Source organism: Gordonia sp. McavH-238-E (genome assembly GCF_022348225.1).
GTDB classification, from domain to species: Bacteria; Actinomycetota; Actinomycetes; order Mycobacteriales; family Mycobacteriaceae; genus Gordonia; species Gordonia terrae.
This window is the reverse complement of the sequence record NZ_JAKRFE010000003.1, coordinates 1-21,025: the sequence shown is the minus strand read 5'-3', so window position 1 is coordinate 21,025 and position 21,025 is coordinate 1. Positions and strand designations below refer to the sequence as shown.

Genomic DNA, 21,025 nt, shown 5'->3' with positions numbered 1-21,025 from the left:
TCGCTCCGCCAGGTCGGGGACGGGGCGACGTTCGAGGGAGGGCGACACGTCGCTGTGTCCAGGCCATGCATTTCGCCGGTCAGACCGGATGGAATTGGGGCGTCGTAGAAAATACGGTGGACGCAGTGACAGGAGAAGGATGAAGAAGGCGCTCATCACGGGCATCACCGGGCAGGACGGGTCGTATCTTGCAGAACTGCTCCTCTCGAAAGGTTATGAAGTACACGGACTAATCCGTCGTTCGTCGACTTTCAATACCGCGCGAATTGACCATTTGTACGTCGATCCCCATGACCCGGGTGCGAGGTTATTCCTCCACTACGGCGATCTGAGCGACGGAGCAAGACTGGTCACGTTGGTGTCCTCGATCGATCCTGATGAGGTCTACAACCTTGCCGCGCAGTCTCACGTGCGGGTGAGCTTTGACGAACCCGAGCACACCGGAGATACAACAGGGATCGGGTCGATCCGTTTGCTTGAGGCCGTGCGACTCGCGGGGATTGACTGTCGGTTTTACCAGGCATCGAGCTCGGAGATGTTCGGTGCTTCGCCGCCGCCTCAGAACGAAGAAACGCTGTTCTACCCTCGCTCGCCATATGGAGCGGCCAAGGTCTACTCGTACTGGGTGACACGCAACTATCGCGAGGCTTACGGAATTTTCGCGGTCAATGGAATTCTGTTCAATCACGAGTCCCCTCGTCGAGGCGAGACGTTCGTAACTCGCAAGATCACCCGTGCTGCCGCTCGGATCAAAGCAGGGATTGAACAGCACCTGTACATGGGGAACCTCGATGCGATTCGCGACTGGGGTTACGCCCCCGAATACGTTGAAGGCATGTGGAGGATGCTGCAGGTGGACTCGCCGGACGACTACGTTCTGGCGACGGGCGGCAACCACAGCGTCCGCGACTTCCTAGTCACCGCGTTCGAGCACGCAGGGCTGAACTGGGAGGATCATGTCAAGTTCGACGAACGGTACTTGCGCCCCACTGAGGTAGATGCACTGGTAGGCGATGCAGGGAAAGCTGAACGCCTCTTAGGTTGGAAGCCGGCCGTGATGGCCCCGGATCTGGCGCGAATTATGGTCGACGCAGACATCGCAGCACTAGAGTGCGAAGGCAAGCCGTGGATCGACACTCCTGCGTTGCAATCGTGGGCGTCATGATGACGGGTGCACCGGAGCTGCGACACGTTCCAGCTGTCAACCGTGATGACGTCACTTATGTCGCAGGTCACCGTGGGTTGGTGGGATCCGCGATCTGGCGGCGCCTCCAGCACGATGGCTTCACAAACCTGGTCGGTAAGTCGAGCGCCGAGCTTGACCTTACGTCTCGCGAGGACGTCTTCCAGTTCTTCGATGCTGTGAAGCCAAAGGTGGTCATCTTGGCTGCGGCGAAGGTCGGCGGAATTCTGGCGAACAGTAGCTACCCCGTCGACTTCCTGTCGGAGAATCTTCGAATCCAGACCAATGTGCTGGATGCGGCGCTGAGTGTAAGGGTACCGAGGGTCTTGTTCCTCGGGTCTTCATGCATCTATCCCAAGTTCGCCGAACAACCGATACGTGAGGACTCTCTGCTAACTGGGCCGCTCGAGCCTACAAACGATGCGTACGCAATCGCTAAGATCGCTGGAATTCTCAATGTGCAAGCGGTTCGGCGCCAGTATGAGCTTCCGTGGATTTCTGCAATGCCTACCAATCTCTACGGACCGGGGGACAACTTCTCGCCAACAGGATCCCACGTTCTTCCGGCCTTGATCCGCCGCTATGAGGCGGCTTACCAGAGCCGAGATAGCTGCGTGGTCAACTGGGGTAGTGGGGAACCACGTCGTGAACTGATGCATGTCGACGACATGGCTTCGGCGTGCCTCCATTTGCTCGAGAATTTCGATGGACCTCAGCAGGTTAACGTCGGTACGGGAATTGACCACACAATCTCTGAAATCGCGCAAATGGTCAGTCGCGCTGTTGGTTTCACCGGCGAGACTCGTTGGGATGCGGACAAGCCTGACGGCACCCCGCGCAAGGTACTCGACACCTCGACGCTTAATGATTCGGGATGGAAACCCTCTATCGATCTGGTCGATGGTATTGCGGATACCGTCGCGTGGTATCGCACTAATGCGAGCTCGGTGAGGTTGAGCGGCTAACACGCGATTAGAGTCAATCTCGGCTGGGAGGTTGAGTATGGGCCGCGGCCACGAGGCCTTTGTGTGCCGGACTGTCGAAATTGAACGAGCATCCCATTTTTGCCGAGGCGAGTCCCGGAAACCTAGGCTCAATTGAGCGAAACGAGAGCGGTATGTTCACTAATCGTGTAGGAGGCGGAGGCGCCATCTGCCTACGGATCACAAGCATTCGATTAGCGAATTGCGAACCGTGAGCTCGAGTTGTAGCTGCGGCCGCCGTGGAATAGGCTCGGAACGAAACCTTTATTCAGAATTCGGAACAATTTGCCTAATAGTGAACGCCAAGCGAAAAATAAGCGGCAGGAGGCAATGAATGGCTAACACCCGGGCATACGAGTCACTCCCGACCAGTAGTAGCGGTCGACGCCTTCGCTTCGTTCGCACCGCGGATCAATCCCGTTCCTGGATTCAGGGACACTTGCGCAGGGTCGCTTGGACAGACGCCGCAGTAGTTACACTCGCGGTCTTGATAGCGCAGTTGGTGCGGTTCGGCACAGACGACGCGTTGGTGTCGGCGGGCGCCGCCAATGCGCCCGCCGCGCTCGTGTCGGCCTCATTGATCGCGGGATGGTTGATCGCATTGCGCGCTTGCCAAACGCTAGACAAGCGTATCGTCCGGTCAGGGTCGCAGGAGTACAGCAGAGTGGTGACCGCGTGCTTCTCGTTGTTTGGGTTGTTGGCAATGGTCGACCTCCTGTTTCGCCTGAACATCGCTCGTGGCTTTATTGCACTCGCGCTCCCAGTTGGGACTGTGGGGCTGGTTCTCTCGAGGTGGGTATGGCGTCAGATCCTGACGCATCAACGAGGTCAGTCCAAGAACATCGAGTACGTACTCGTTGTGGGTAGCTCCAAGTCCGCCATCCCGCTGATTGAGCGCCTGGGGCATCAGCCAGGACTGGGGTTTAGGGTCTCGGGGATCTGTATGCCGGCGACCGAGGGTGCGCGCCGGATCGTCAGCGTCCGGGGCGAGGAGATTCCTGTGTTTGGAACCTTCGATGACGTCTCCAAGGCAGTGGAGGAGTCAGGAGCGACGACGGTCGCAGTGACGTCGGCTGAAGCTCTGGGTCATGCGGCGATGCAGGCATTGTCATGGGATCTCGAGGGTCTCGATGTAGACATGGTCGTATCTCCGGGTGTCATCGACGTCGCAGGGCCGAGAATGATGGTGCGTCCCGTAGCGGGCTTGCCGCTGCTGCATATCGACAAGCCACGCTACGAAGGAGCCAACAGATTTCGTAAGGCTGCGGTCGACAGAATTGGATCGGCTCTGATTCTTCTTGCCATTGCCCCGCTGCTTCTCGTCGTTGCGATCGCGATCAGGGTCGATTCTCCCGGTCCAGTGTTCTACAAGGCTACCAGGGTAGGTATCAACAACAGCCCCTTCACAATGTGGAAGTTCCGATCCATGGTCCCCGACGCCGAAGTCCTGAAGCTCGAACTCCGCGAAATGAATGAAGGGGCTGGGGTCCTTTTCAAAATGAGGAACGACCCCCGAATAACGAGGGTCGGTGCTTTCATTCGTCGATACAGCCTGGATGAGCTTCCACAGTTGTTCAATGTGGCGAGCGGAACGATGAGTTTGGTTGGGCCACGTCCTCCCCTGCCGGAGGAAGTTGAGCAGTACGACGGTCGCGTTGCGCGACGCATGCTCGTTAAGCCGGGAATGACAGGACTCTGGCAGGTCTCGGGTCGTTCAGACTTGTCGTGGGAAGAGTCGGTGCGGCTAGATCTGTCCTATGTCGAAAATTGGTCCATTATGCAAGACGCCCTGATCCTTTGGAAGACTGTGCGTGCTGTATTTGCCAAGGATGGAGCTTACTAATGTTAGGCGAGGTTGCATGAAGCTAGTAGTTCTTGGTCTAGGGTATCTCGGCGCCACACACGCCGCGTGTATGGCTGAATTGGGTCACGAAGTTCTCGGCATTGAAGTGATTCCTGAGAAGCGCGATCAATTGGCGTCCGGCGAGGTGCCGTTCTATGAGCCGGGGCTTCCCGACTTGTTGAAGCGTCACATCGAATCTGGACGATTGCGCGTGTCGGGTTCCTACAGCGAAGCTGCGGACTTCGCGGACCTGTTCTTTATCGCTGTGGGCACACCGCAGAAGAGGGGAGAGTACAGCGCGGACCTCAGCTACGTGAACGCGGCGGTAGACGAGCTGGTGCCGTTGCTCACCAGGGATTCCGTCATTATCGGTAAGTCGACCGTCCCAGTTGGCACTGCCAAGAGATTGTCCGAGCGTGCGGACGAACTCGCCAAAGACATCGATGTAGAAGTTGCTTGGAACCCAGAGTTTCTCCGAGAAGGATTCGCGATCGCGGACACTCTTGACCCCGATAGGATTGTCATCGGCGCATTCGGCGGAGGGCGTGCGGAGGATCTCTGTAGGGAAGTCTACGAGTCCATCCTCGAACGAGGAACGCCTTGCATCGTGACTGACCCGCCAACCGCCGAGCTGGTCAAGACGTCCGCAAACGCCTTCTTGGCGACGAAGATTTCGTTCATCAACGCGATCGCAGAGGTTTGCGATGCAGCGGATGCCGACGTGGCGGCGATTGCGGATGCAATTGGGTATGACGCCCGAATTGGGCGCAAGTTTCTGAACGCTGGACTCGGTTTCGGCGGAGGCTGCCTTCCCAAAGATATCAGGGCCTTTATGGCGCGCGCGGGAGAGCTCGGAGCTGCCGAAGCGCTCAGCTTCTTGCGCGAGGTTGATAATGTCAACATGCGTCGTCGAACGCGCATGGTCGAACTCGCCAAAGTTGTCTGCGGCGGATCGCTGCTTGGATCAAGAATCGCCATTTTAGGCTCGGCCTTCAAGCCGGAGTCAGACGATGTGCGGGACTCGCCCGCGCTGAATGTGGCGGGTCAGATTCAACTGCAGGGCGCGTCGGTGACGGTCTACGACCCTAAAGCTATCGACAATTCAAAGAAGCTCTTTCCGACTCTGAACTATGAGCATACGGCTCTCGAAGCCTGTACGGGTGCAGATGCCGTTCTGATCCTCACTGAATGGCGTGAGTTCATTGAGCTCGATCCAGAAATTGTCGGTAGTGTCGTTAGTAGACGCAACATCATCGATGGACGGATGTGTCTGGACGCCCAACGATGGAGAGAGTCTGGCTGGGCGTACCGAGCGTGACTCCGCCTACGAGTGTCAACCAGCTAGACAGTGAACGGGATGATCCAATGAGCCGCGGGCAGAGAAGACGTCGGTCAATAGGCTGGCCGTCTGGGAATGAATCCGTCGATCTTCGAGGATCACGCAATGTCTCGGATGGGCGCAATGGTGGTGCAACCCGCCGGGACGTTCTATATCTGGCTGTAGTGCCGTGGTATCGAGCTGAGTGCATTGACGTCCTGCTTTCAAGCTCTGATCGAGATGCTGTCATCTACGCCGCGGACTACGGGTTAGATAGAACAGTGCGTACTGGGATTGATGGAAGTTTGTACCACCGGGTATGGCGACGGTCGTTACTGAGGGGCCGAATTCTCGTGACAGGGGTGCCCTGGGCGGCGTTTTCAGCGGATGCCTGCATCATCGACCTGAACCCGCGAAGTCTGAGCGCTTGGTTTGTCCTGGTGGCCCGCCGGCTACTCGGGCGGAGAGTTGTGGTCTGGGGTCACTTGTATCCCCGTGCGGGGGAACAGTCCAGGACGGCCATGCTGAGGCGTTCTATGCGGAAGTTGGCGAACGGGGCGGTGCTCTACGACTATGCAAGCCAAGACAAGGCGCGGACTGATATTCCGGGTCAACCTGTCTGGACGGCGCCGAATGCGCTCTACAAGTCGGCCGCGATTGTCCCAACCGATACTGGCGTCAACCGTCGAGATCTCATATACGTGGGACGATTAGTAGACGAGAAAAAGGTTGACCAACTGGTACCTGCTTTCGAGGAGTCCAAGTTGTGGAGTGAGGGTTATAGGCTTCGAATAATCGGTGACGGTTCAGCCGCGGAGTTGATCGACAAACAGATCGAAATGCTGCCTACCGAAGTGTCTAGCGCAATATCGCGAGGCGGAGTTATTACTGACACCGCGGAACTTGAAAGAGAGTATTCCGCGGCTATCTGTTCCCTCTCTCCTGGGTACGTTGGGCTTTCTGCGACTCAGAGTCTAGGCTTCGGAGTTCCCATGATCTATTCGGTAGATGAGCCTCACGCACCTGAGATCGAGCTTGCCGCGACAGGAGCTATGTACGGGTACACGGAATCGACTAGCAGTGGACTGGCGGCGGCGATGGTGGATGCCGTTCAGAAACTCGAGTCGGCGTCCACGTGCGTATTCACAGACATTTCGAGCGTGATTGCACGCCACTATTCCGCCGAAACGATGGCCGAAGGATTGATCGCGGCCCTTGACGGCGGCGGTTCGGAATTGCGCGGAGCCGCGCTATCGACAGTAGAGGTTTTCGGATGAGTAACCGCTCTCGCCTGCCGGGCCCAGTGAGGGTGCGCCTACGTAGTTTGATGAACTCGATGGCGGTCGACTCGAGCAATGTTGAACTAGGGGATGGGTTCTCCGCAGGGCGAGGCGCAATAGTCTCGGCACCGCACGGCCTGAAAATCGGCAGGTCGGTAAGTATCGGTCCTCGATCTGTCGTCCAAGTTGATGGCCGTATCGGTGACTGGGTCATGATCGGGATGAACGTGCATATCGTCGGACGTCGTGACCACGCTTTGGACGAGGTTGGAGTACCCATGCTCGCCTCCACATGGGTGGGAGACCGAGAAGGCAGCGAAGAGGACGCGGTCACCATCGGTGACGACGTCTGGATCGGGGCTTCGGCGGTTGTTCTGAGTGGTCTGACAATCGGGGCCGGTAGCGTTGTTGCGGCTGGCAGCGTCGTGGTCGGCGACGTACCACCGTTCTCGATCGTTGCTGGAGTCCCCGCGCGTGTCGTGGGGACGCGGTTCTCGAGCGACGCCGAACGGGCGGAGCACCTCCGTGTCCTGGGTACCTACGAGTACTCACCTTCGGGGGTGGGGACTCGTGGAACGATCGGGTAGGAAACCAGGCCTGGACGCACTGGTAGTCTCTCTCAACTTCGACCCTGAACCCACGGGCATCGCCCCCTATGCTGCCGGCCTGGCGAAGGCGCTACGTGCGCGGGGAAAGAAGGTGGGCGTTCTAACTACGTATCCACATTATCCACAGTGGAAGGTGTACGACGGGTACACAGGACTCCGAACTACAGAGTCAGTCGAAGGCGTCTACGTGCAGCGCCTGAGGACCTATGTTCCACGCGTGCCCTCCCTCGCAAGACGCTTGTCCATGGAGGCCCTGTTTGCCCTGCGTGTCGGCCTGTCGTCCGATGTCAGACAGTCGACGTCCATCATCGTCACAAGTCCGTCGCTTCTATCTGCGGCCGTACTCGTTCTCCAGTCCAGGGCCTTGAGACGCTCGAACGTCACTGTCTGGCTCCAGGACATCTACACACTAGGCGTAAGAGAAACGGGCCATACCCGATCAGCTCGAATGCAGAACGCAGTCAAGCTTCTCGAAAGCTGGGTCGTCAGGCACGCACGTAGGACCGTCGTCATCCACGATTCGTTTGAGGACTTTGTTCGAGACGAGCTCGATGCAGATATGTCCAGAGTCGAAATTATTCGGAACTGGACCCATATCGACTCAGGCATTGGGGGCGACATAGGAGAATTCCGACAAAAGATGGGTTGGGCGGCGTCGGAAGTCATCGTTCTACACGCGGGCAACATGGGAAAGAAGCAGGCGCTTCATAATGTTATCGAGGCGGCGCGTGTTTCTGCGTCATCGGATGGCCCTCCGCTCCGGTTCATTCTGATGGGCGACGGGGCGGAACGTCGTGATCTAGAATCTCTCGCGGTCGGTATTCCTAATGTCAGCATCATTGATCCGGTCTCAGTCGATCAGTTTCCCCTCGCGCTTGCGTCGGCGGATATGCTTCTAGTGAACGAGGGACCTGACGTTCGCGGCATGGCAGTTCCCAGCAAACTAACGTCCTACTTTTCGTCAGGCCGCCCAGTGTTGGCAGCCACGCACGGGGCGACTCCCACTAGCAAAGAGCTCCAACTGTCCGGCGCAGGGATTCGCGTATCGCCGGCAAATCCATCCGCGCTGGTTGAGGGCGCACGACGTCTCGGTGAGGACGCCGACCTACGTGATGAGCTCGGACGAAGGGGCCGCCGCTATTTCGAGGACTATCTCGTGGAAGCAACTGCCATAGACAGTTTCGAGGGCCTGATCAAGGCGGACGGTCCGGCGCGCGTCGCGGAGGAGCGGTCGTGACTCATCCCGACCTGTCCCTGCGGGACTTCACAGGCGACGGTTACGAACGCGGGCGAAGCATTCTCGTGCAGATCGCTTGGTTGGCCGTGAGGAGTCCGTTGTCGTGGTGGTGTGTGCCCGCAGCTGTGCGAGTCAAGGTATTACGACTCTTTGGAAGTGTTATCGGAGAAGGAGTCTTGATCAGGCACGGCGTGCGGATCCACTGGCCCTGGAAGCTGTCTGTTGGCGACAATTGTTGGATTGGCGAATCCTGCTGGATCTTGAACCTTGAGCCAATTCGGCTTGGGTCGAATGTATGCATCTCGCAGGGTGCACTTCTGTGCAGCGGCAGTCACCAACGAATGTCGCCGACTTTCGAGTTCGACAATGCGCCTATAGAGATACGCGACCGCGCTTGGGTCGGCGCTCGCGCAGTGATTCTACGAGGGGTCGTCCTAAATGAGCGGTCAGTCGTCGGTGCGAATGCTGTTGTACACAAAGATGTTGAGGCAGGCGCGGTCGTGATCGCTTCCTCGCGCCAAGTTGATGTTACGGGCGATGAGTGACATGACTCAATCGCTGGCCTGGTTCAACTTAATCGTCGGAACTGCCGCTATTCTCTGGGAGACCCGTTTGCGGGTAGGGGCGCTACTTTCGCCTTTCAGTGTCGCAATGTTCATGCTGGTCAGCATCTTCGCTATTCGCCCGTTGCTCATCGTGGACGATCCTGATCACCTTTTCTATGGCTTTCAAGTCTCTGACGGCTTTAGTGCGTCTGCCCTTGTTGGGACCATCGCGATCTTAGCCCTCGGTTGTGGGTACGCGATTGCGAACTTGGCAGAGGACCGGCATGCATCGGGTAGGTCGCGTCCCGCTCGACAAGCGGCTCCGAGCACCTCTGCTTTCGCCAACGAAGTGGGTGGCGCCAGCTCAACCCGTCTTGGATTGTTGGCTGCGGCCGGCCTGTGTTTGTGGGCTCTCGCGATGACGGCCGCCGGAGGGGCCAGCTTCCTTTCCGCGATGGTAGGTGGTCGATCAGCTGAGGTGTCGGAATCTCTGGTGAACCTGCCAATCGTCTTCTACTGCTTGCCTGCTGGCGTCGTCTTTGCCGCGGCCTTCTGGCGAGTTTGTCGAGAACGTGAGTTCGGAGCTCTTCGTGGGCGCGACGCTCTCGTGTACTGGGTGACGGTGGCGGCGGGAGTGGTGCCCCCAGCTTTCTTGGGTAACCGACGCTTTATTCTCCCCTGCGTGATCGCCGCCCTTTTGGCGGCTGTACTGGGTGGCCGTCGCTGGAGCGAGAGGGTAGGGCTTATTCGTTTCGCAGTCGGCTTGGTCGGGTTCCTAGCAATCGCAACTCTGCCCTTCGTCCGTAGCGCGGGATCTCGCGATCCCGACAGCAATCTTCTCGGGGCGATGATGACGTACGTGTCCGACCAGGGGGTTACTGGAGTTGCGTCAAACTACTTCCGGTCGTACGACACGGAGATGTTCGACTACATAGCGTTGGTATCCCCGGACCTCGGAGGCGACGTGCCGTATGGGTACGGCCGCGGCACACTGGTGGATCTCGTTACCAGCGTGGTGCCAGCGCGGTTGCTGTCGACCCCTTCGTGGTCGGATCAGATCCTCGACACTTTGTTCGATGCGACCTGTGGGACGGGTATATGCCCGGTGCCGAGCATCGCGGGGACGGCCTACTTCGACTTCGGTTTTCTAGGAGTTGCCGCGATCGCGCTCGCACTGGGAGTATTTTGCTACCTCTTCAAGTCGCGGTTTCGAGGTCTATCGGGCGTCAGTCTTCTTGTCGTGCTTGTGCTCGGGTCCTTCACGATAACTTTCGTCCGCGGCAACTTCCCCGCGCAAGCGTGGATCGCGGCGAATGTGATTGTGATTGCTGCACTGGCCAGCTGGGTTCTCACAATCGGCCGGGTTGGGCCGCAAAGCATCATTCCGGGTTCGAGTCGTACCCCGACGACCCGGCAAGGGCGAACGGTAGCTTCACGGCGTACCCAAACTAGAGCCTCGGTGATGGCGCGGGGGGAGTCGTGAGTCGAACGATGTCGACCTCAGTTCAATCAAGACCCAACTCGCGGTCCGGTGGCATCGTCGGGCAGGCTGGAATACTTGCCTTGGGGCGCCTCGGGGCCGCGGGGCTACAGGCGGTCAGTTTCGTCATTTTGGCGCGAGAAGCAGGTCCGGACGTATTTGGTCTATTCGCGGCTGTCTACGGAGTCGCCCTGGTCTTCCAGTCTGTTGCGACGCTCGGCCTCGGACAGTTCGTGGTGTCGAGGCGGGCCACGGCAAGCCAGGAGGGTTCGCCAGGGCTGGGTGGCGCGGACCAAGATGATGTACTACTGGCGCTAAAGATGAACTGGGCCGCTACAGCGGTATCTTCGGGCGTTGTCGGGTGCGTTCTGGTGTTCGCAGTGACGAGGGACGGCGAGCACCAGCTGCTCTTAGTCACGTCAATTCTGTTGCTCTGGGCCATTGTCGACAACTACGCGGAGTGCTGGTTGAGCGTGTCTCTGGCAGACGGACGTGTTTGGCAGAATTCCGTGCTGTACGTGCTGAGAAGAGCACTCGCGGTGCTGGTGCTTGTGGTCGGGGTCCTCACAGGTGGGAATCCGGCTACTCTAACGGCGGCTGGGTTGCTGTTCGGGTCTCTATGCGCTGCCATACTGGCGCGGCGGTTAAATATGCAAAGTTTGTCGTCCAGCTTCGGCTTTGCCTGGAGCGCGCGTGTAATGCGGTTAAGCGTGGGGTACTGGATGAATAGCGTGTTGCTGCAACTGCGAAATCTGGACGTGGCGGTCTATGGCCTCGCTGGCGCTTCGCCCCAAGCAGTTGGAGCCTACGCGGCGGCTAGTCGTCTGACCTCGCCGCTACGAATCCTCCCTACGTCTTTCGCGACGGTACTAATGCCACATGCGGCTCGGTCGGGTGTGACCCACACGCGTAATCTCGCGCGTGCGGTGGTGTTCATCTCACTCATTAGTTCAGCTTTGTTCGGCATCGTGATTGTTCTAACTCCGTGGGTGACGGAGCATGTCTTGGGTAGCGAATACAAGAGCGCTACACTTCCCATACAGATAGTCTGCGTGAGCCTAATTTTCGCTGCTATAGCATCCCAGCTGAATGCGGTTCTACTCGGATGGCGTAGGTCCGGGTTGGCGGCCCTTGTTGCCTCAGTGTCCACGGCAGTGTGTTTCGGTGGTCTACTTATCGCTTCGGCAGGAGGCGGTGGAGCGGTCGCTGGCGCTACGGCGCTGGCGATATCTTACGTAGTTCAACTTATCTTACTGCTTTTAGTTACAACCACCGTAGCGCGTCGCGGAAAGAGATTTTGATGAAACCGCAGATTTTTATTAGCGTTTCGGCGGCAGCAGGGAATATTGGAGACGTCTTTATCAGGCGGCAAGCAATCTCCCTCTGTGGGCAAGCTTCAGCGGAGCTTTCTATATATACCGGTGGGATGCCGGCCGACTACATTGCTAGTTTGAATATTCCGACAACTGCACGAGTGACCGATAGTTCCCTGAGATTCCTGTCGCAACTACTTGCCGCACTCGTCCTGACGCGGTCCACATTCGTGATCTCTCCTGGGCCCGCGTTCCTCGGCAGAACGGCGTTGTCTAGAGTGAAACATGCGCTACTATGCGTCATCTTCGGTGTAGCGAAGATACGTGGATGGACAACGCTAGTGCTAGGCAGGTCCATCGTTGGAGGGAGTCGTGTAGACCAGAAGATCGAGCGTTTGATCTGTCGGTTGTCGTCGCTCTATATCGCCCGCGACACCTCCACGTTGCATCGGATTGGAGGCCCGGCCGAACTATTTCCTGACTTAGCATTTAATCAGAGTCCCAGGATTGCGGGCGGGGGGGCGCGTAATCGTCTAATTGTTTCCGTTCGCCATGACCGTGCAATCCCTGAATGGTTCTACGACGTGGTAAGTTCACTTTCTCAGTCCGAGGACCTCGAAATAACTGTTGTCACCCAGGTTCGGGAGGATAACGATCTCAACGCCTGCATTGCTGAACGACTGGTCGCGAAACACGTGTCCTGGCCCCCAGGGGTTACGGCCGCCCAGCAAGAGCGTCGACTATTCGCGACCTACGACGAAGCTGCCATTTGCGTCAGCGATCGATTGCATGTGATCGCTCTGTCGATGCTGAGTGGTGCAGCACCTCTTGTCTACAAATCCAGGGAAGATAGCAAAATCATAGACGCGTTAGGACCGTTCTTCACGCTCCCCGAATTGACCGAGGTGGGCGGAGGTTCTGGGTACTTGTGTTCTCGCGAGCAGGGCGAGCGGCGAGCTGCTGCGGTCGAGGAAGCGCATGATCGTGTGCGGACTCTGTCGGCCCGGATCGCGGAATTGGTCATGCGCTCATGAGGCTACCGACGACTGGCTCATGTCGATACACAGTGCTCCGCGTGCCAATGGCGCTGGTCCCGGGTTTCGTGGTGATTGCCGTCGCCGCTCTCATTTCGGGGTGCAGCACGCCAGCGCCAAGTTCGTCTGCACGAAGTTGTGCCCAACCCGCCTCTGTCGTATTGGCTTCAGTTAAGGCGTTGCTGTCGAGCTCGGCCCCGCTGAACATTGGAGTGCTGGGGGACTCGACCGGAAACTCCTCTACCGAATGGGTCGCACTCTGGGCGCGCTCGCTCGCGACCAAGCGCGACGTCTCTCTCCGACTGTGGGATCCCGTTGCGAACCAGTATCGAGCCGAGGCGGCGCGCTTTGGTAAACGCGGTCCATCGGCAACCGTGTGGAACGGGTCGATCCCCGGGGCGCGTTCGGCGGACTTGATTCGACAGCTTGACCGTCTCCAGCCCGAGGCGCCGAACTTCGTGCTGGTGTCCATCGGACACAACGAAACCCGCGGGCAGGCTAGAGAAGGTTTCGGTTCATTGGTCGATGCGGTGTCGGCGACCTGGCAGGGGCGGGTCCCGGTGGTCTCGGTGCTGCAGAACGCGGCGACCGCACCAAGAGCCGATCGAAGCGCAGCGAATATAGCCGACATTCGGGCTGAAAGCGAGGCTCGGTGCATCCCCTCAATCGACGTTTTCACGGCTTTCAGCGAATCACCGGACTTGTCAGTTCTTATTTCGAAAGATCGGTATGGGGTGCATCCGAACGAACGTGGGTCCTTATTGTGGGCGGACGTAGTCTCTCGAGCTCTTGGGCCGCTGGGTGACCTCGCGCCTGAGACCCCCCGGCCCTACAATGAGCGAGAAGAAGTAACCCAGGCTCCAGCGGGTGAATAACTGACTCTCGTGGTTGTCGAAAGTGTCACCCTGACTTTTGTGATGTGCAGATCGGAGCGTAAATGAGTTACAAGTTTGATCGTCGGCCGTCAGTCTATCCGGCATGGTTGAAAACTCTTCGTAAAGGTTGGTTCTTCGTTGCGATAGGTGCGCTTGTCGGCGCAGCCGTTGCGTACGGATTGAGCCTTCTGGTGACACCCCAGTACCAGGCGTCCGCGGCGCTTTACGTTTCTTCTAGCGTGGACGAAAACAGTTCGTCATCGGCCTATCAAGGGTCGTTGGCCTCCGAGCAGCGCGTTGCCTCATACACCAAGCTCGCAGAGTCCTACGTCGTGCTCCAACAGGCTATCCAGGCTGAGAACATCAATCTCGATGTACGGGCTGCCAGGGAGGCAGTGACAGCATCCGCGACGCCGGACACGGTCCTGATGAGTGTGCGAGCGCGCAACGCGAACCCCGAAACGGCCGAGAGGCTAGCAAACGGGGTTGCCGAGGCTCTTGCAGGCTACGTGGCGCAACTGGAGACACCCCCCGGCGGCAGCGTGCCAGTGGTCAGACTGTCCGTGATCAGTCCCGCGACCGCTACGGATTCACCCGTTACGCCCCAGACGTCCCGATTTGTCCTTGCCGGCATTGCGCTCGGTACCCTACTCGGTCTCCTCGCGCTCTTCGTACGTGCACGCTTCTCTGATCGTATTCGCGAATCTGAAGACATCCGCGAAGGCGTCGGCTTGCCAGTCCTGGCCGACATCTCGGCGGACCCGAACCTGCGAGAGACCCCCGTCCTGGATTTCTCGTCAGGTTGGTCGCAATCGGCGGAGAGCTTCCGAAAGTTGCGCACGAATGTCTCGTTTGCGGATGTTGACAACCCGTCGCGGGTCATTTTGGTGACGAGTCCTGTCGCCGGTGAGGGAAAGACCACTACGGCTCTCAATCTCGGTGCCGTTATGGCCGAGGCCGGAAAGAAGGTCCTGGTGGTTGATGCGGATCTGCGACGCCCGCAGATCGGGCAGAGGACGATGATCAATGGTGACGTGGGCATGACCGACTGGCTGCGAGGCGACGCGGAACTTGCAGACGTGATCGTCGGTTCGGCCGTGGAGAATCTCTCGCTGTTGGCGTCCGGGCAATGTCCCCCCAACCCATCTGAGCTACTTGACTCTAGGAAGCTCGGCGACGGACTGCAGCAATTGTCGAAATCGTTTGATTATGTGATCATCGATTCTCCTCCAGTCTTGCCCGTTACAGACTCGGTGGTCCTGGCCAAGAACGCCTCTGCAGTAGTCGTGGTAGTCCGCGCGGGTGAGAGTCGAGTCCGCAACCTCGCCGCCGCATTGTCGGAACTGTCGATGGCAGATACTGAGGTCATCGGAGTTGTTTTGACTAACTCGAAGGCTCATGACAAATCGTCGTATTACTACTACTCAGGCACGCATGCTCCGGCGCAGCCTGCGAAGTCGGTGCGGCAGTCCGTGTGACTCAGGTAGGTCAGCACTCGGTTACGGAGAGTGTTGACAGTCCAGCGGAGCTGGCGGTTAGCTGTCGGCCAAAGCTGCGCGGACAGCGCATTTCTGCACAGGGATTCAGTGTGCGTCTCGGTCCCGTGAAGGGTCGAAGTTTGTTTGTTCATGCTTGACGCAGTCCGCCACAGCGCGTCCTGTATCAGACCCGTGCCGTACCCAGTCGGGCCCGCACTCGAGTCCTGCAGCTGATAGTCCGTCCACGCAGGACGTGCGGGTACAGCGGACCCTGCGATCTGCGGCGGCACAGCGGACCTCCGGCCCCGCAAACGGCGAACAACGCCCCGCGGCCGGCGATGAGCATCAGGGTGCCGGCCGGGAGGGCGATCGTGATGAACGCCCGGGCGATACCGAGTGCGAACGCGAGGTCCGATGACCGCCCATGCGCTGAACCAGGCACTCAGGACCCGGTCATACGCAACGGGTCCACTACCGACAACGCGACTTCTAGCGTGGACCGTTCGGTTAGAGCGCCCGGGCGATCAGATTTGCGATGGCTTTGCTTCCCAACGGCGTCGGGTGGCGGGGTTGGGTCTGGGATTGCGAGGCGTTCCCTTCGAACCAGCGCGCTGCGCCCGCGCATGCGTCATGTCCGACCGCGGCGGCGGCCACGTCGACGAAGGTCATCGATCGTGTGACGGCGGCTGTCCGCAGGATCGCGTCGAATCGCTTGAAAAACGCGTAGAGGTACGCGGCGTCGGCGTTGCTGATGTTCGCCTGGCCGGGGCAACCGGTTCGGCCGTAGTAGCCGCCGTGTCCGACGAGAACGACGCGAGCGAGGGGTGCACGGGCGGCGATGGCGCTCAGAGTTGCGCCGATCTTCGGTGCGACTGCGGTGAGGGCCGAGGTCATCCGGTCGGCCATGGCTCGATCCTGTCGACACCGAGCGTCCTGGCCGAACCTGGGCGTGAAGCAGGAGGAGACAATCGACCACCAGCGGAGATCGTTGCCGCCGATCGAGAGAGTCACCAGTCGCGTGGACCACGACAGGGCGTTGATCTGGACGGGCCGGGCGCCAAACGATGTCGTCTGTCGGCTGGTCGTGACGTCTGCTGTCGTGGCGTTCACGCAGGCAACCGAGGTGAAGCTCATCCGGAGCTGGGAGGCGAGGTGGTTCGGGTAGGCGTCGCGCGTACGGCCGCACCCGTCCGGGTGCTGCGCCGAGGTCAGTGTCGGCGCCGCGGCGCGTGAGTCCCCGAGGGCGACGTAAGCGGGTGCCGCCGGCGCGGCGAGAACCGACGGTACCGACACACAGCTGATCGCGATGGCGAGGATGGCGACGAGTGCGAGGCGGATTCGGGTCACGGCGGGAGTATCCCAGCTGAACCGGCGGGCGTTACATGAGGCCTGCCTCGGACGGAAACAATCAACAGGGCCGTTGCCGCCCGTTCACGCGAACCCTTTAGCATGACGGGGTTCGATTTCGATGCGAGCAGTGGCTGACCAGCGGGGTGTTCCGGTCCGGGATCGCTTGTGTGACAGGAGTGTTGGCGATGCCGGCATGGTGGAACGTGCGGGGCTGGATGCTGCGCGCGGCGGCCGCTGCAGTTGCGGCGACGGTGATGACGATCGGCGCGGTCGGAGGCCCGGCAGAGGTGTGGGCCGAGCCGCCGAACCTCGGCCCCGCGCCCTCCGCGGTGCCCGAAGCCATCGACGCCACGGTGCCGCCGCCGGCGGTGAAGGAGCTCGAGCGCATACCTGCACGCTCGGTGACCCCCGGCGCCTCCCATGAGCTACAGGAACTTCGCGAGGCGGTCATGCCCTCGCCGAGTGGTGACCGGTTCTTCGATCAGTGGCCGGCGGATCTCACGCGCAGGGCGAGTGGAGAAGTCATCTCCACTCGCGATGTCATGCGCACAGCGCAGTTGTTGATGACGGTTCCGTTGCGGTCGGCCCGCCAGGTCAAGTTCCGCAGCGTCGACGCCGGTGGTCAGCCGATTTTCGGTACCGCGACCCTGTTGGTCCCGGCCAAGGCGTGGCAGGGACCTCGTTCGCGTCCGGTGCTGATTCACAATTCGCCGATCGTGGCGCTCGGTACGAAATGTACGCCCGGTTACACGCTGGCTCACGGCTATCACGCCGACACCAACACCACCGACCTCGTCCCGCCGTTCGCGCAATTGGCACTCGACCGCGGCTACGCGGTGATCGTGCCCGACCACACCGGCCCCCGGATGGCCTACGCCGAACCGTATGTCGCGGCACACGTGATCATGGACTCGGTACGTGCGGCGAGCCGGCTCGACCCCGACAACTTCGGCCGCGGCCCGATCGCCCTGCACGGATACTCCGGCGGTGCGATCGCGACCAATGCAGCAGCGAAGCTGGCCGATTCCTACGCTCCGGAGCAGGCCGAGAGGATCGTCGGCGCGGCATACGGGGGTGTGCCGGCCGACTACCGTTCGCTGGCCGGCGCCATGAACGCCAATCTCGGTTCCGGGGTGTTCCACGCCGCCATGCTCGGCGTCGCACGCGAGCGTCCCGAAGTCCTCGCGATGGCGAACAACGCGGCACGCTGGTTGGCCACGTCTCCGATGCGGGACCTGTGTACCAGCGGGATGGGTGCTCTGGGGGTGTCGCACATACCCACCCAGGTGTTGTCGGCAGATCCCGATCCCTACCATTCACCCGTCGCCGAGCGACTGTTCGAGATCACCTCGATGACGGACGACAAGGCGACGATGCCGTTGCGGATCTATCACGGGACCTACGAATGGTGGATACCGGCGAGCCAGGCGCGTGCTCTGTTTGCCGAGCAGTGCGCGCTGGGGGCATCAGCGTCGTACCGCGAGTACCCGGCCGAACACATGACCGGGATCTTCGCCGGCTTGCCCGACACGTTGACGTGGCTCGACGCCCGCCTGCGCGGGGTACCCGCGCGGAGTGAGTGCCGCTGACAGGATCAGGGCTTCGACGTCGTCGCCGGCCGACCAGCGGTGGGGTGGCTTCGACTCGGCGCCTCGCTTCGCTCGGGGCCGGCTCAACCAGCGGTAAGGCCCGGGGCCGGCTCAACCAGCGGTGGGGCCCGGGGCCGGCTCTGCCGGCGTGTCGCTCGGGACCGGCTCAACCGGCGGTGGGGTCAGAGCGCTGCAACGACCAGATCCGCGATGGCGCGGCTTCCCAGCGGGGTGGGATGGCGGACCTGAGTCGCTGACCGCGAGATGTTCCCTTCGAACCATCGGGCGGCACCCGCGCATGCGTCGTGTCCGACGGCGGGGCCGGCGACGTCGACGAAGGTGATCGACTGAGCGTGGGCGGACTTCTCGAGTACTGCGTTGAAGCGCTCGAAGAACCGCAGGACGAACGCGGCGTCTGCGGCGCTGATGTTGGCTTGGTCGGGGCAACCGGTTTGCCCGTAGTAGCCGCCGTGACCGACGAGTACGACCCGCGCGTGGGGAGCGCGTCGTCGGATCTGCGTCAGCGTGGCGTCGATCTTGGGCGCGAGCCGCGACAGGCCGGAATCGATTCGCCTTGCCACCGAGGCGTTGCCGCGGCAGCGTGCGTCGTGGCCGAACCTTGTTGTGAAGCAGGACGACACCAGCGACCACCACTGCAGGTCGATGCCGCCGATCGACAGGGTGACCAGCCGCGTCGACCGGGACAGCGCGCGTGTCTGGGCGGGATGCGGGCCGTAGAGCGTCGGTTGCGGTGTCGTCATGACATTCGCGGTGGTGGCGTTGACGCAGGCGACAGACCGCAAGGTGAGCCCGAGTCGCGCGGCCACGTGTACAGGGTAGCCGTCATGAGTGCGCCCGCATCCGTCCGGGCGCATGCTGGATCCGTTCGTTGGCGCGGCAGCGCGCGAGTCGCCCAGGGCGACATACTCGGGACCGCCGCCGGGGGATGCCGTCGCCGGCACTGCCAGCACGGTGCTGAGTACACAGATGAGGGCGGCGAGAGTCGTGATGCGGACTCGGGTCATCACAGGGCAGAGGATGGCCAGAGAATCCAGCCGGGCGGTTGCCGTCACCAGCGGATCGTAGGTAGCCCATGCCCTCGTCGGCGCGTATGCCGACAGAGTTCGTCCGATCGGGTGACACTGACATCTGCTGTGCCGCAGGGTGCTTCGTGGTGCGCGTCGATGTGGGTGCCCCCACCAGGGCTCGAACCTGGGACCTGCGGATTAAAAGTCCGTAGCTCTACCAACTGAGCTATAGGGGCAGGACCCCGGCGAGCCGGGGCGTCGATGAGTTTACAACGTGTGCACGCGGCGAGAACGTGGCCCTCCATGTGCGTGTCGTCGAACTCCTCGAGATGGCCCGTTTGTGGGCCTGACCAGTCGATTTGTAGTTTGCGCGAGACGTGTCATAAGCTATCCAAGCTCCCAACGGAGAACACGACCGGCCCCCTTCGTCTAGCGGCCTAGGACGCCGCCCTTTCAAGGCGGTAGCGCGGGTTCGAATCCCGTAGGGGGTACGCCTGTCCGGTACTCGGCGACGAGGACCGGTCAGATAATTGAACAAGGCCCTGTGGCGCAGTTGGTTAGCGCGCCGCCCTGTCACGGCGGAGGTCGCGGGTTCGAGTCCCGTCAGGGTCGCCAAAGGTTTCGGTTCATCGCAACCGGCACCTTCCGGCCAGGTAGCTCAGTTGGTACGAGCGTCCGCCTGAAAAGCGGAAGGTCGTCGGTTCGATCCCGACTCTGGCCACCACAACAATCCCCAGCAGTTCACACTGCTGGGGATTCTTGCGTTCGGACCCCCTTCGTTCTAAGCGCCCAGAACGCAACCGCGACATGCGGTCTCAGAACGCCGCCGACGATTTCGGATGGTTCTCCACGCCAACATCAGTCCGTCGCAGACGCGTTGCGGTGCACATGGGTTCGCTGACGGTGTCGTGGTTGCTCTGGAATGTTCTGGTCGCCAGGTGGTTTCGACTCGGCGCCTCGCTTCGCTCGGTGCCGGCTCAACCAGCGGGTGGGGGTACCTGGTCAACCAGCGGGAGAGGGCGCCTGGTAACCAGCGGGTGGGGGCGCCTGGTAACCAGCGGGTGGGGGTGCCTGGTCAACCAGCGGGAGAGGGCGCCTGGTAACCAGCGGGTGGGGGCGCCTGGTAACCAGCGGGTGGGGGTGCCTGGTCAACCAGCGGGAGGGGGTGCGGGGAGTGGTCGGCAGATGGTTTCGACTCGGCGCCTCGCTTCGCTCGGTGCCGGCTCATAGCTCCTATGTCAAGCGGCGGCGGGTGTGGGGTTGTCGGCTGTGCGGGTGCGGGCGTGGTGGTCGGTGGTGAGGTTGTTGTAGACGACGCGGGCGAGTCGGCGTTTGAGGCAGCGCATCGCCTCGCGAGGAGTCTTGCCGTCTGCCTTCTTCTTCTCGTAGTAGGCGTGGCCGAGGGTGTGGGGCATGCGTGCCTGGGTCAGCGCGATGCGGTGGATCGCGGCGTTGAGTTGGCGGTTGCCCGACCGCGTGAGTCGGTGGCGTCCGGGTTGGCCGACCACACCGGCACCGGGGCGATGCCGGCGTGGCGGGCGAACTGGGCCTCCCCGGGGAAGCGGGTGATGTCGGCGGATTCGCCGAGGAGTTTCGCGGCGCTGAGCGCGCCACAACCGGGCATCGCCAGCAGGGTGGGCACCGCGTCGGAAACCGTTTTGGTGATCTCTCGTTCGACCTCTTTGATCTCCACGGTCAGGTCGTAGATGGCCGCGACTTCCTTGCCAGCCAGGCGGGCATCGACACTACTACCTTGGGTCTTCAACCAGGTCTGCAGCGCTTTCTGATGCTTCTTCGCCGTCAACCCACCTTTCTTGATGTGGTACTCGGGGTCGAGTTGATGCACCCGCCACAACACCCGGTTGATCTTCGAGGTTCGTT

At 60.7% G+C, this 21,025-nt stretch carries 18 protein-coding genes and 4 tRNA genes; 17 read left to right on the top strand and 5 right to left on the bottom strand.

Annotated features, from left to right (window positions below):
* The first annotated feature begins 139 nt into the window (after nucleotides 1–139).
* The 13 genes from gmd (at nucleotide 140) to MHN80_RS04405 (ending at nucleotide 15,177) form a co-directional block, all read left to right on the top strand.
* Nucleotides 140–1,165 carry a GDP-mannose 4,6-dehydratase gene (gene gmd / locus MHN80_RS04455; protein ID WP_064571902.1) on the top strand — a complete coding sequence of 342 codons (1,026 nt, stop codon included), beginning with the start codon at nucleotides 140–142 and terminating at the stop codon, nucleotides 1,163–1,165.
* Entirely contained in the window at nucleotides 1,162–2,148 is a 987-nt protein-coding gene (locus tag MHN80_RS04450) for a GDP-L-fucose synthase family protein (protein ID WP_374206308.1), read from the top strand. Before gmd ends, MHN80_RS04450 begins: the two co-directional genes overlap by 4 nt.
* Before the next feature lie 352 nt (nucleotides 2,149–2,500).
* Nucleotides 2,501–4,009, top strand: coding sequence for a sugar transferase (locus tag MHN80_RS04445; protein WP_239399815.1), 1,509 nt, complete (start codon nucleotides 2,501–2,503; stop codon nucleotides 4,007–4,009).
* Nucleotides 4,010–4,025: 16 nt separating this feature from the next.
* Complete coding sequence (locus MHN80_RS04440) at nucleotides 4,026–5,327, top strand: UDP-glucose/GDP-mannose dehydrogenase family protein (protein WP_239399813.1); 1,302 nt, start codon at nucleotides 4,026–4,028, stop codon at nucleotides 5,325–5,327.
* A gap of 560 nt (nucleotides 5,328–5,887) precedes the next feature.
* Nucleotides 5,888–6,604, top strand: coding sequence for a glycosyltransferase (locus tag MHN80_RS04435; protein WP_239399811.1), 717 nt, complete (start codon nucleotides 5,888–5,890; stop codon nucleotides 6,602–6,604).
* 215 nt (nucleotides 6,605–6,819) lie between these two features.
* Entirely contained in the window at nucleotides 6,820–7,194 is a 375-nt protein-coding gene (locus tag MHN80_RS04430) for a DapH/DapD/GlmU-related protein (protein ID WP_064571898.1), read from the top strand.
* On the top strand, nucleotides 7,178–8,452 hold the full coding sequence (locus MHN80_RS04425) for a glycosyltransferase family 4 protein (RefSeq protein ID WP_239399809.1): 1,275 nt from the start codon (nucleotides 7,178–7,180) through the stop codon (nucleotides 8,450–8,452). Before MHN80_RS04430 ends, MHN80_RS04425 begins: the two co-directional genes overlap by 17 nt.
* Entirely contained in the window at nucleotides 8,449–8,997 is a 549-nt protein-coding gene (locus tag MHN80_RS04420; protein WP_082932157.1) for a DapH/DapD/GlmU-related protein, read from the top strand. The genes MHN80_RS04425 and MHN80_RS04420 overlap by 4 nt, the downstream gene beginning before the upstream one ends.
* Nucleotides 8,990–10,480, top strand: a complete 1,491-nt coding sequence (locus tag MHN80_RS04415) for an O-antigen polymerase (RefSeq protein WP_239399807.1) — start codon at nucleotides 8,990–8,992, stop codon at nucleotides 10,478–10,480. Before MHN80_RS04420 ends, MHN80_RS04415 begins: the two co-directional genes overlap by 8 nt.
* 8 nt (nucleotides 10,481–10,488) lie before the next feature.
* On the top strand, nucleotides 10,489–11,778 hold the full coding sequence (locus MHN80_RS25865) for a lipopolysaccharide biosynthesis protein (protein WP_374206306.1): 1,290 nt from the start codon (nucleotides 10,489–10,491) through the stop codon (nucleotides 11,776–11,778).
* Entirely contained in the window at nucleotides 11,778–12,824 is a 1,047-nt protein-coding gene (locus MHN80_RS04410; RefSeq protein WP_239399805.1) for a polysaccharide pyruvyl transferase family protein, read from the top strand. Before MHN80_RS25865 ends, MHN80_RS04410 begins: the two co-directional genes overlap by 1 nt.
* Complete coding sequence (locus tag MHN80_RS25860) at nucleotides 12,821–13,699, top strand: SGNH/GDSL hydrolase family protein (protein WP_374206305.1); 879 nt, start codon at nucleotides 12,821–12,823, stop codon at nucleotides 13,697–13,699. Before MHN80_RS04410 ends, MHN80_RS25860 begins: the two co-directional genes overlap by 4 nt.
* A gap of 62 nt (nucleotides 13,700–13,761) precedes the next feature.
* Nucleotides 13,762–15,177: a polysaccharide biosynthesis tyrosine autokinase gene (locus MHN80_RS04405; protein ID WP_239399803.1), complete on the top strand. Its 1,416-nt coding sequence runs from the start codon at nucleotides 13,762–13,764 to the stop codon at nucleotides 15,175–15,177.
* A gap of 507 nt (nucleotides 15,178–15,684) precedes the next feature.
* On the opposite strand, the gene MHN80_RS04400 is transcribed toward MHN80_RS04405, so the two are convergent.
* Nucleotides 15,685–16,524 (bottom strand): SGNH/GDSL hydrolase family protein, encoded by an 840-nt coding sequence (locus MHN80_RS04400; RefSeq protein WP_004021356.1) that lies wholly within the window; start codon nucleotides 16,522–16,524, stop codon nucleotides 15,685–15,687.
* A gap of 188 nt (nucleotides 16,525–16,712) precedes the next feature.
* On the opposite strand from MHN80_RS04400, the gene MHN80_RS04395 reads away from it, so the two are divergent.
* Nucleotides 16,713–18,116, top strand: coding sequence for a lipase family protein (locus MHN80_RS04395; RefSeq protein WP_239399801.1), 1,404 nt, complete (start codon nucleotides 16,713–16,715; stop codon nucleotides 18,114–18,116).
* Nucleotides 18,117–18,298: 182 nt separating this feature from the next.
* Here MHN80_RS04395 and MHN80_RS04390 read toward each other — a convergent pair whose 3' ends face one another.
* Together MHN80_RS04390 and MHN80_RS04385 are read right to left on the bottom strand one after the other, a co-directional pair.
* The gene (locus MHN80_RS04390) at nucleotides 18,299–19,189 is read right to left on the bottom strand and encodes an SGNH/GDSL hydrolase family protein (protein ID WP_239399799.1); all 891 of its coding nucleotides are present in this window, start codon (nucleotides 19,187–19,189) and stop codon (nucleotides 18,299–18,301) included.
* A 118-nt stretch (nucleotides 19,190–19,307) separates the two neighbouring features.
* Nucleotides 19,308–19,380 (bottom strand) — tRNA-Lys (locus MHN80_RS04385).
* A 182-nt stretch (nucleotides 19,381–19,562) separates the two neighbouring features.
* Here MHN80_RS04385 and MHN80_RS04380 point away from each other — a divergent pair.
* The 3 genes from MHN80_RS04380 to MHN80_RS04370 all read left to right on the top strand — a co-directional run bounded on the left by MHN80_RS04380 (nucleotide 19,563) and on the right by MHN80_RS04370 (nucleotide 19,868).
* Nucleotides 19,563–19,635 (top strand) — tRNA-Glu (locus MHN80_RS04380).
* 47 nt (nucleotides 19,636–19,682) lie between these two features.
* Nucleotides 19,683–19,759: transfer RNA gene (locus tag MHN80_RS04375), tRNA-Asp, on the top strand.
* A 32-nt stretch (nucleotides 19,760–19,791) separates the two neighbouring features.
* A tRNA-Phe gene (locus tag MHN80_RS04370) sits at nucleotides 19,792–19,868 on the top strand.
* Between the two features lie 514 nt (nucleotides 19,869–20,382).
* Here the strand turns inward: MHN80_RS04370 and MHN80_RS04365 are convergent.
* Both MHN80_RS04365 and MHN80_RS04360 read right to left on the bottom strand, forming a co-directional pair.
* Nucleotides 20,383–20,559, bottom strand: coding sequence for a hypothetical protein (locus MHN80_RS04365; protein WP_239399797.1), 177 nt, complete (start codon nucleotides 20,557–20,559; stop codon nucleotides 20,383–20,385).
* Between the two features lie 11 nt (nucleotides 20,560–20,570).
* Nucleotides 20,571–21,025: transposase (locus tag MHN80_RS04360; RefSeq protein ID WP_239399795.1), on the bottom strand; the 455-nt coding region annotated here is incomplete at its 5' end.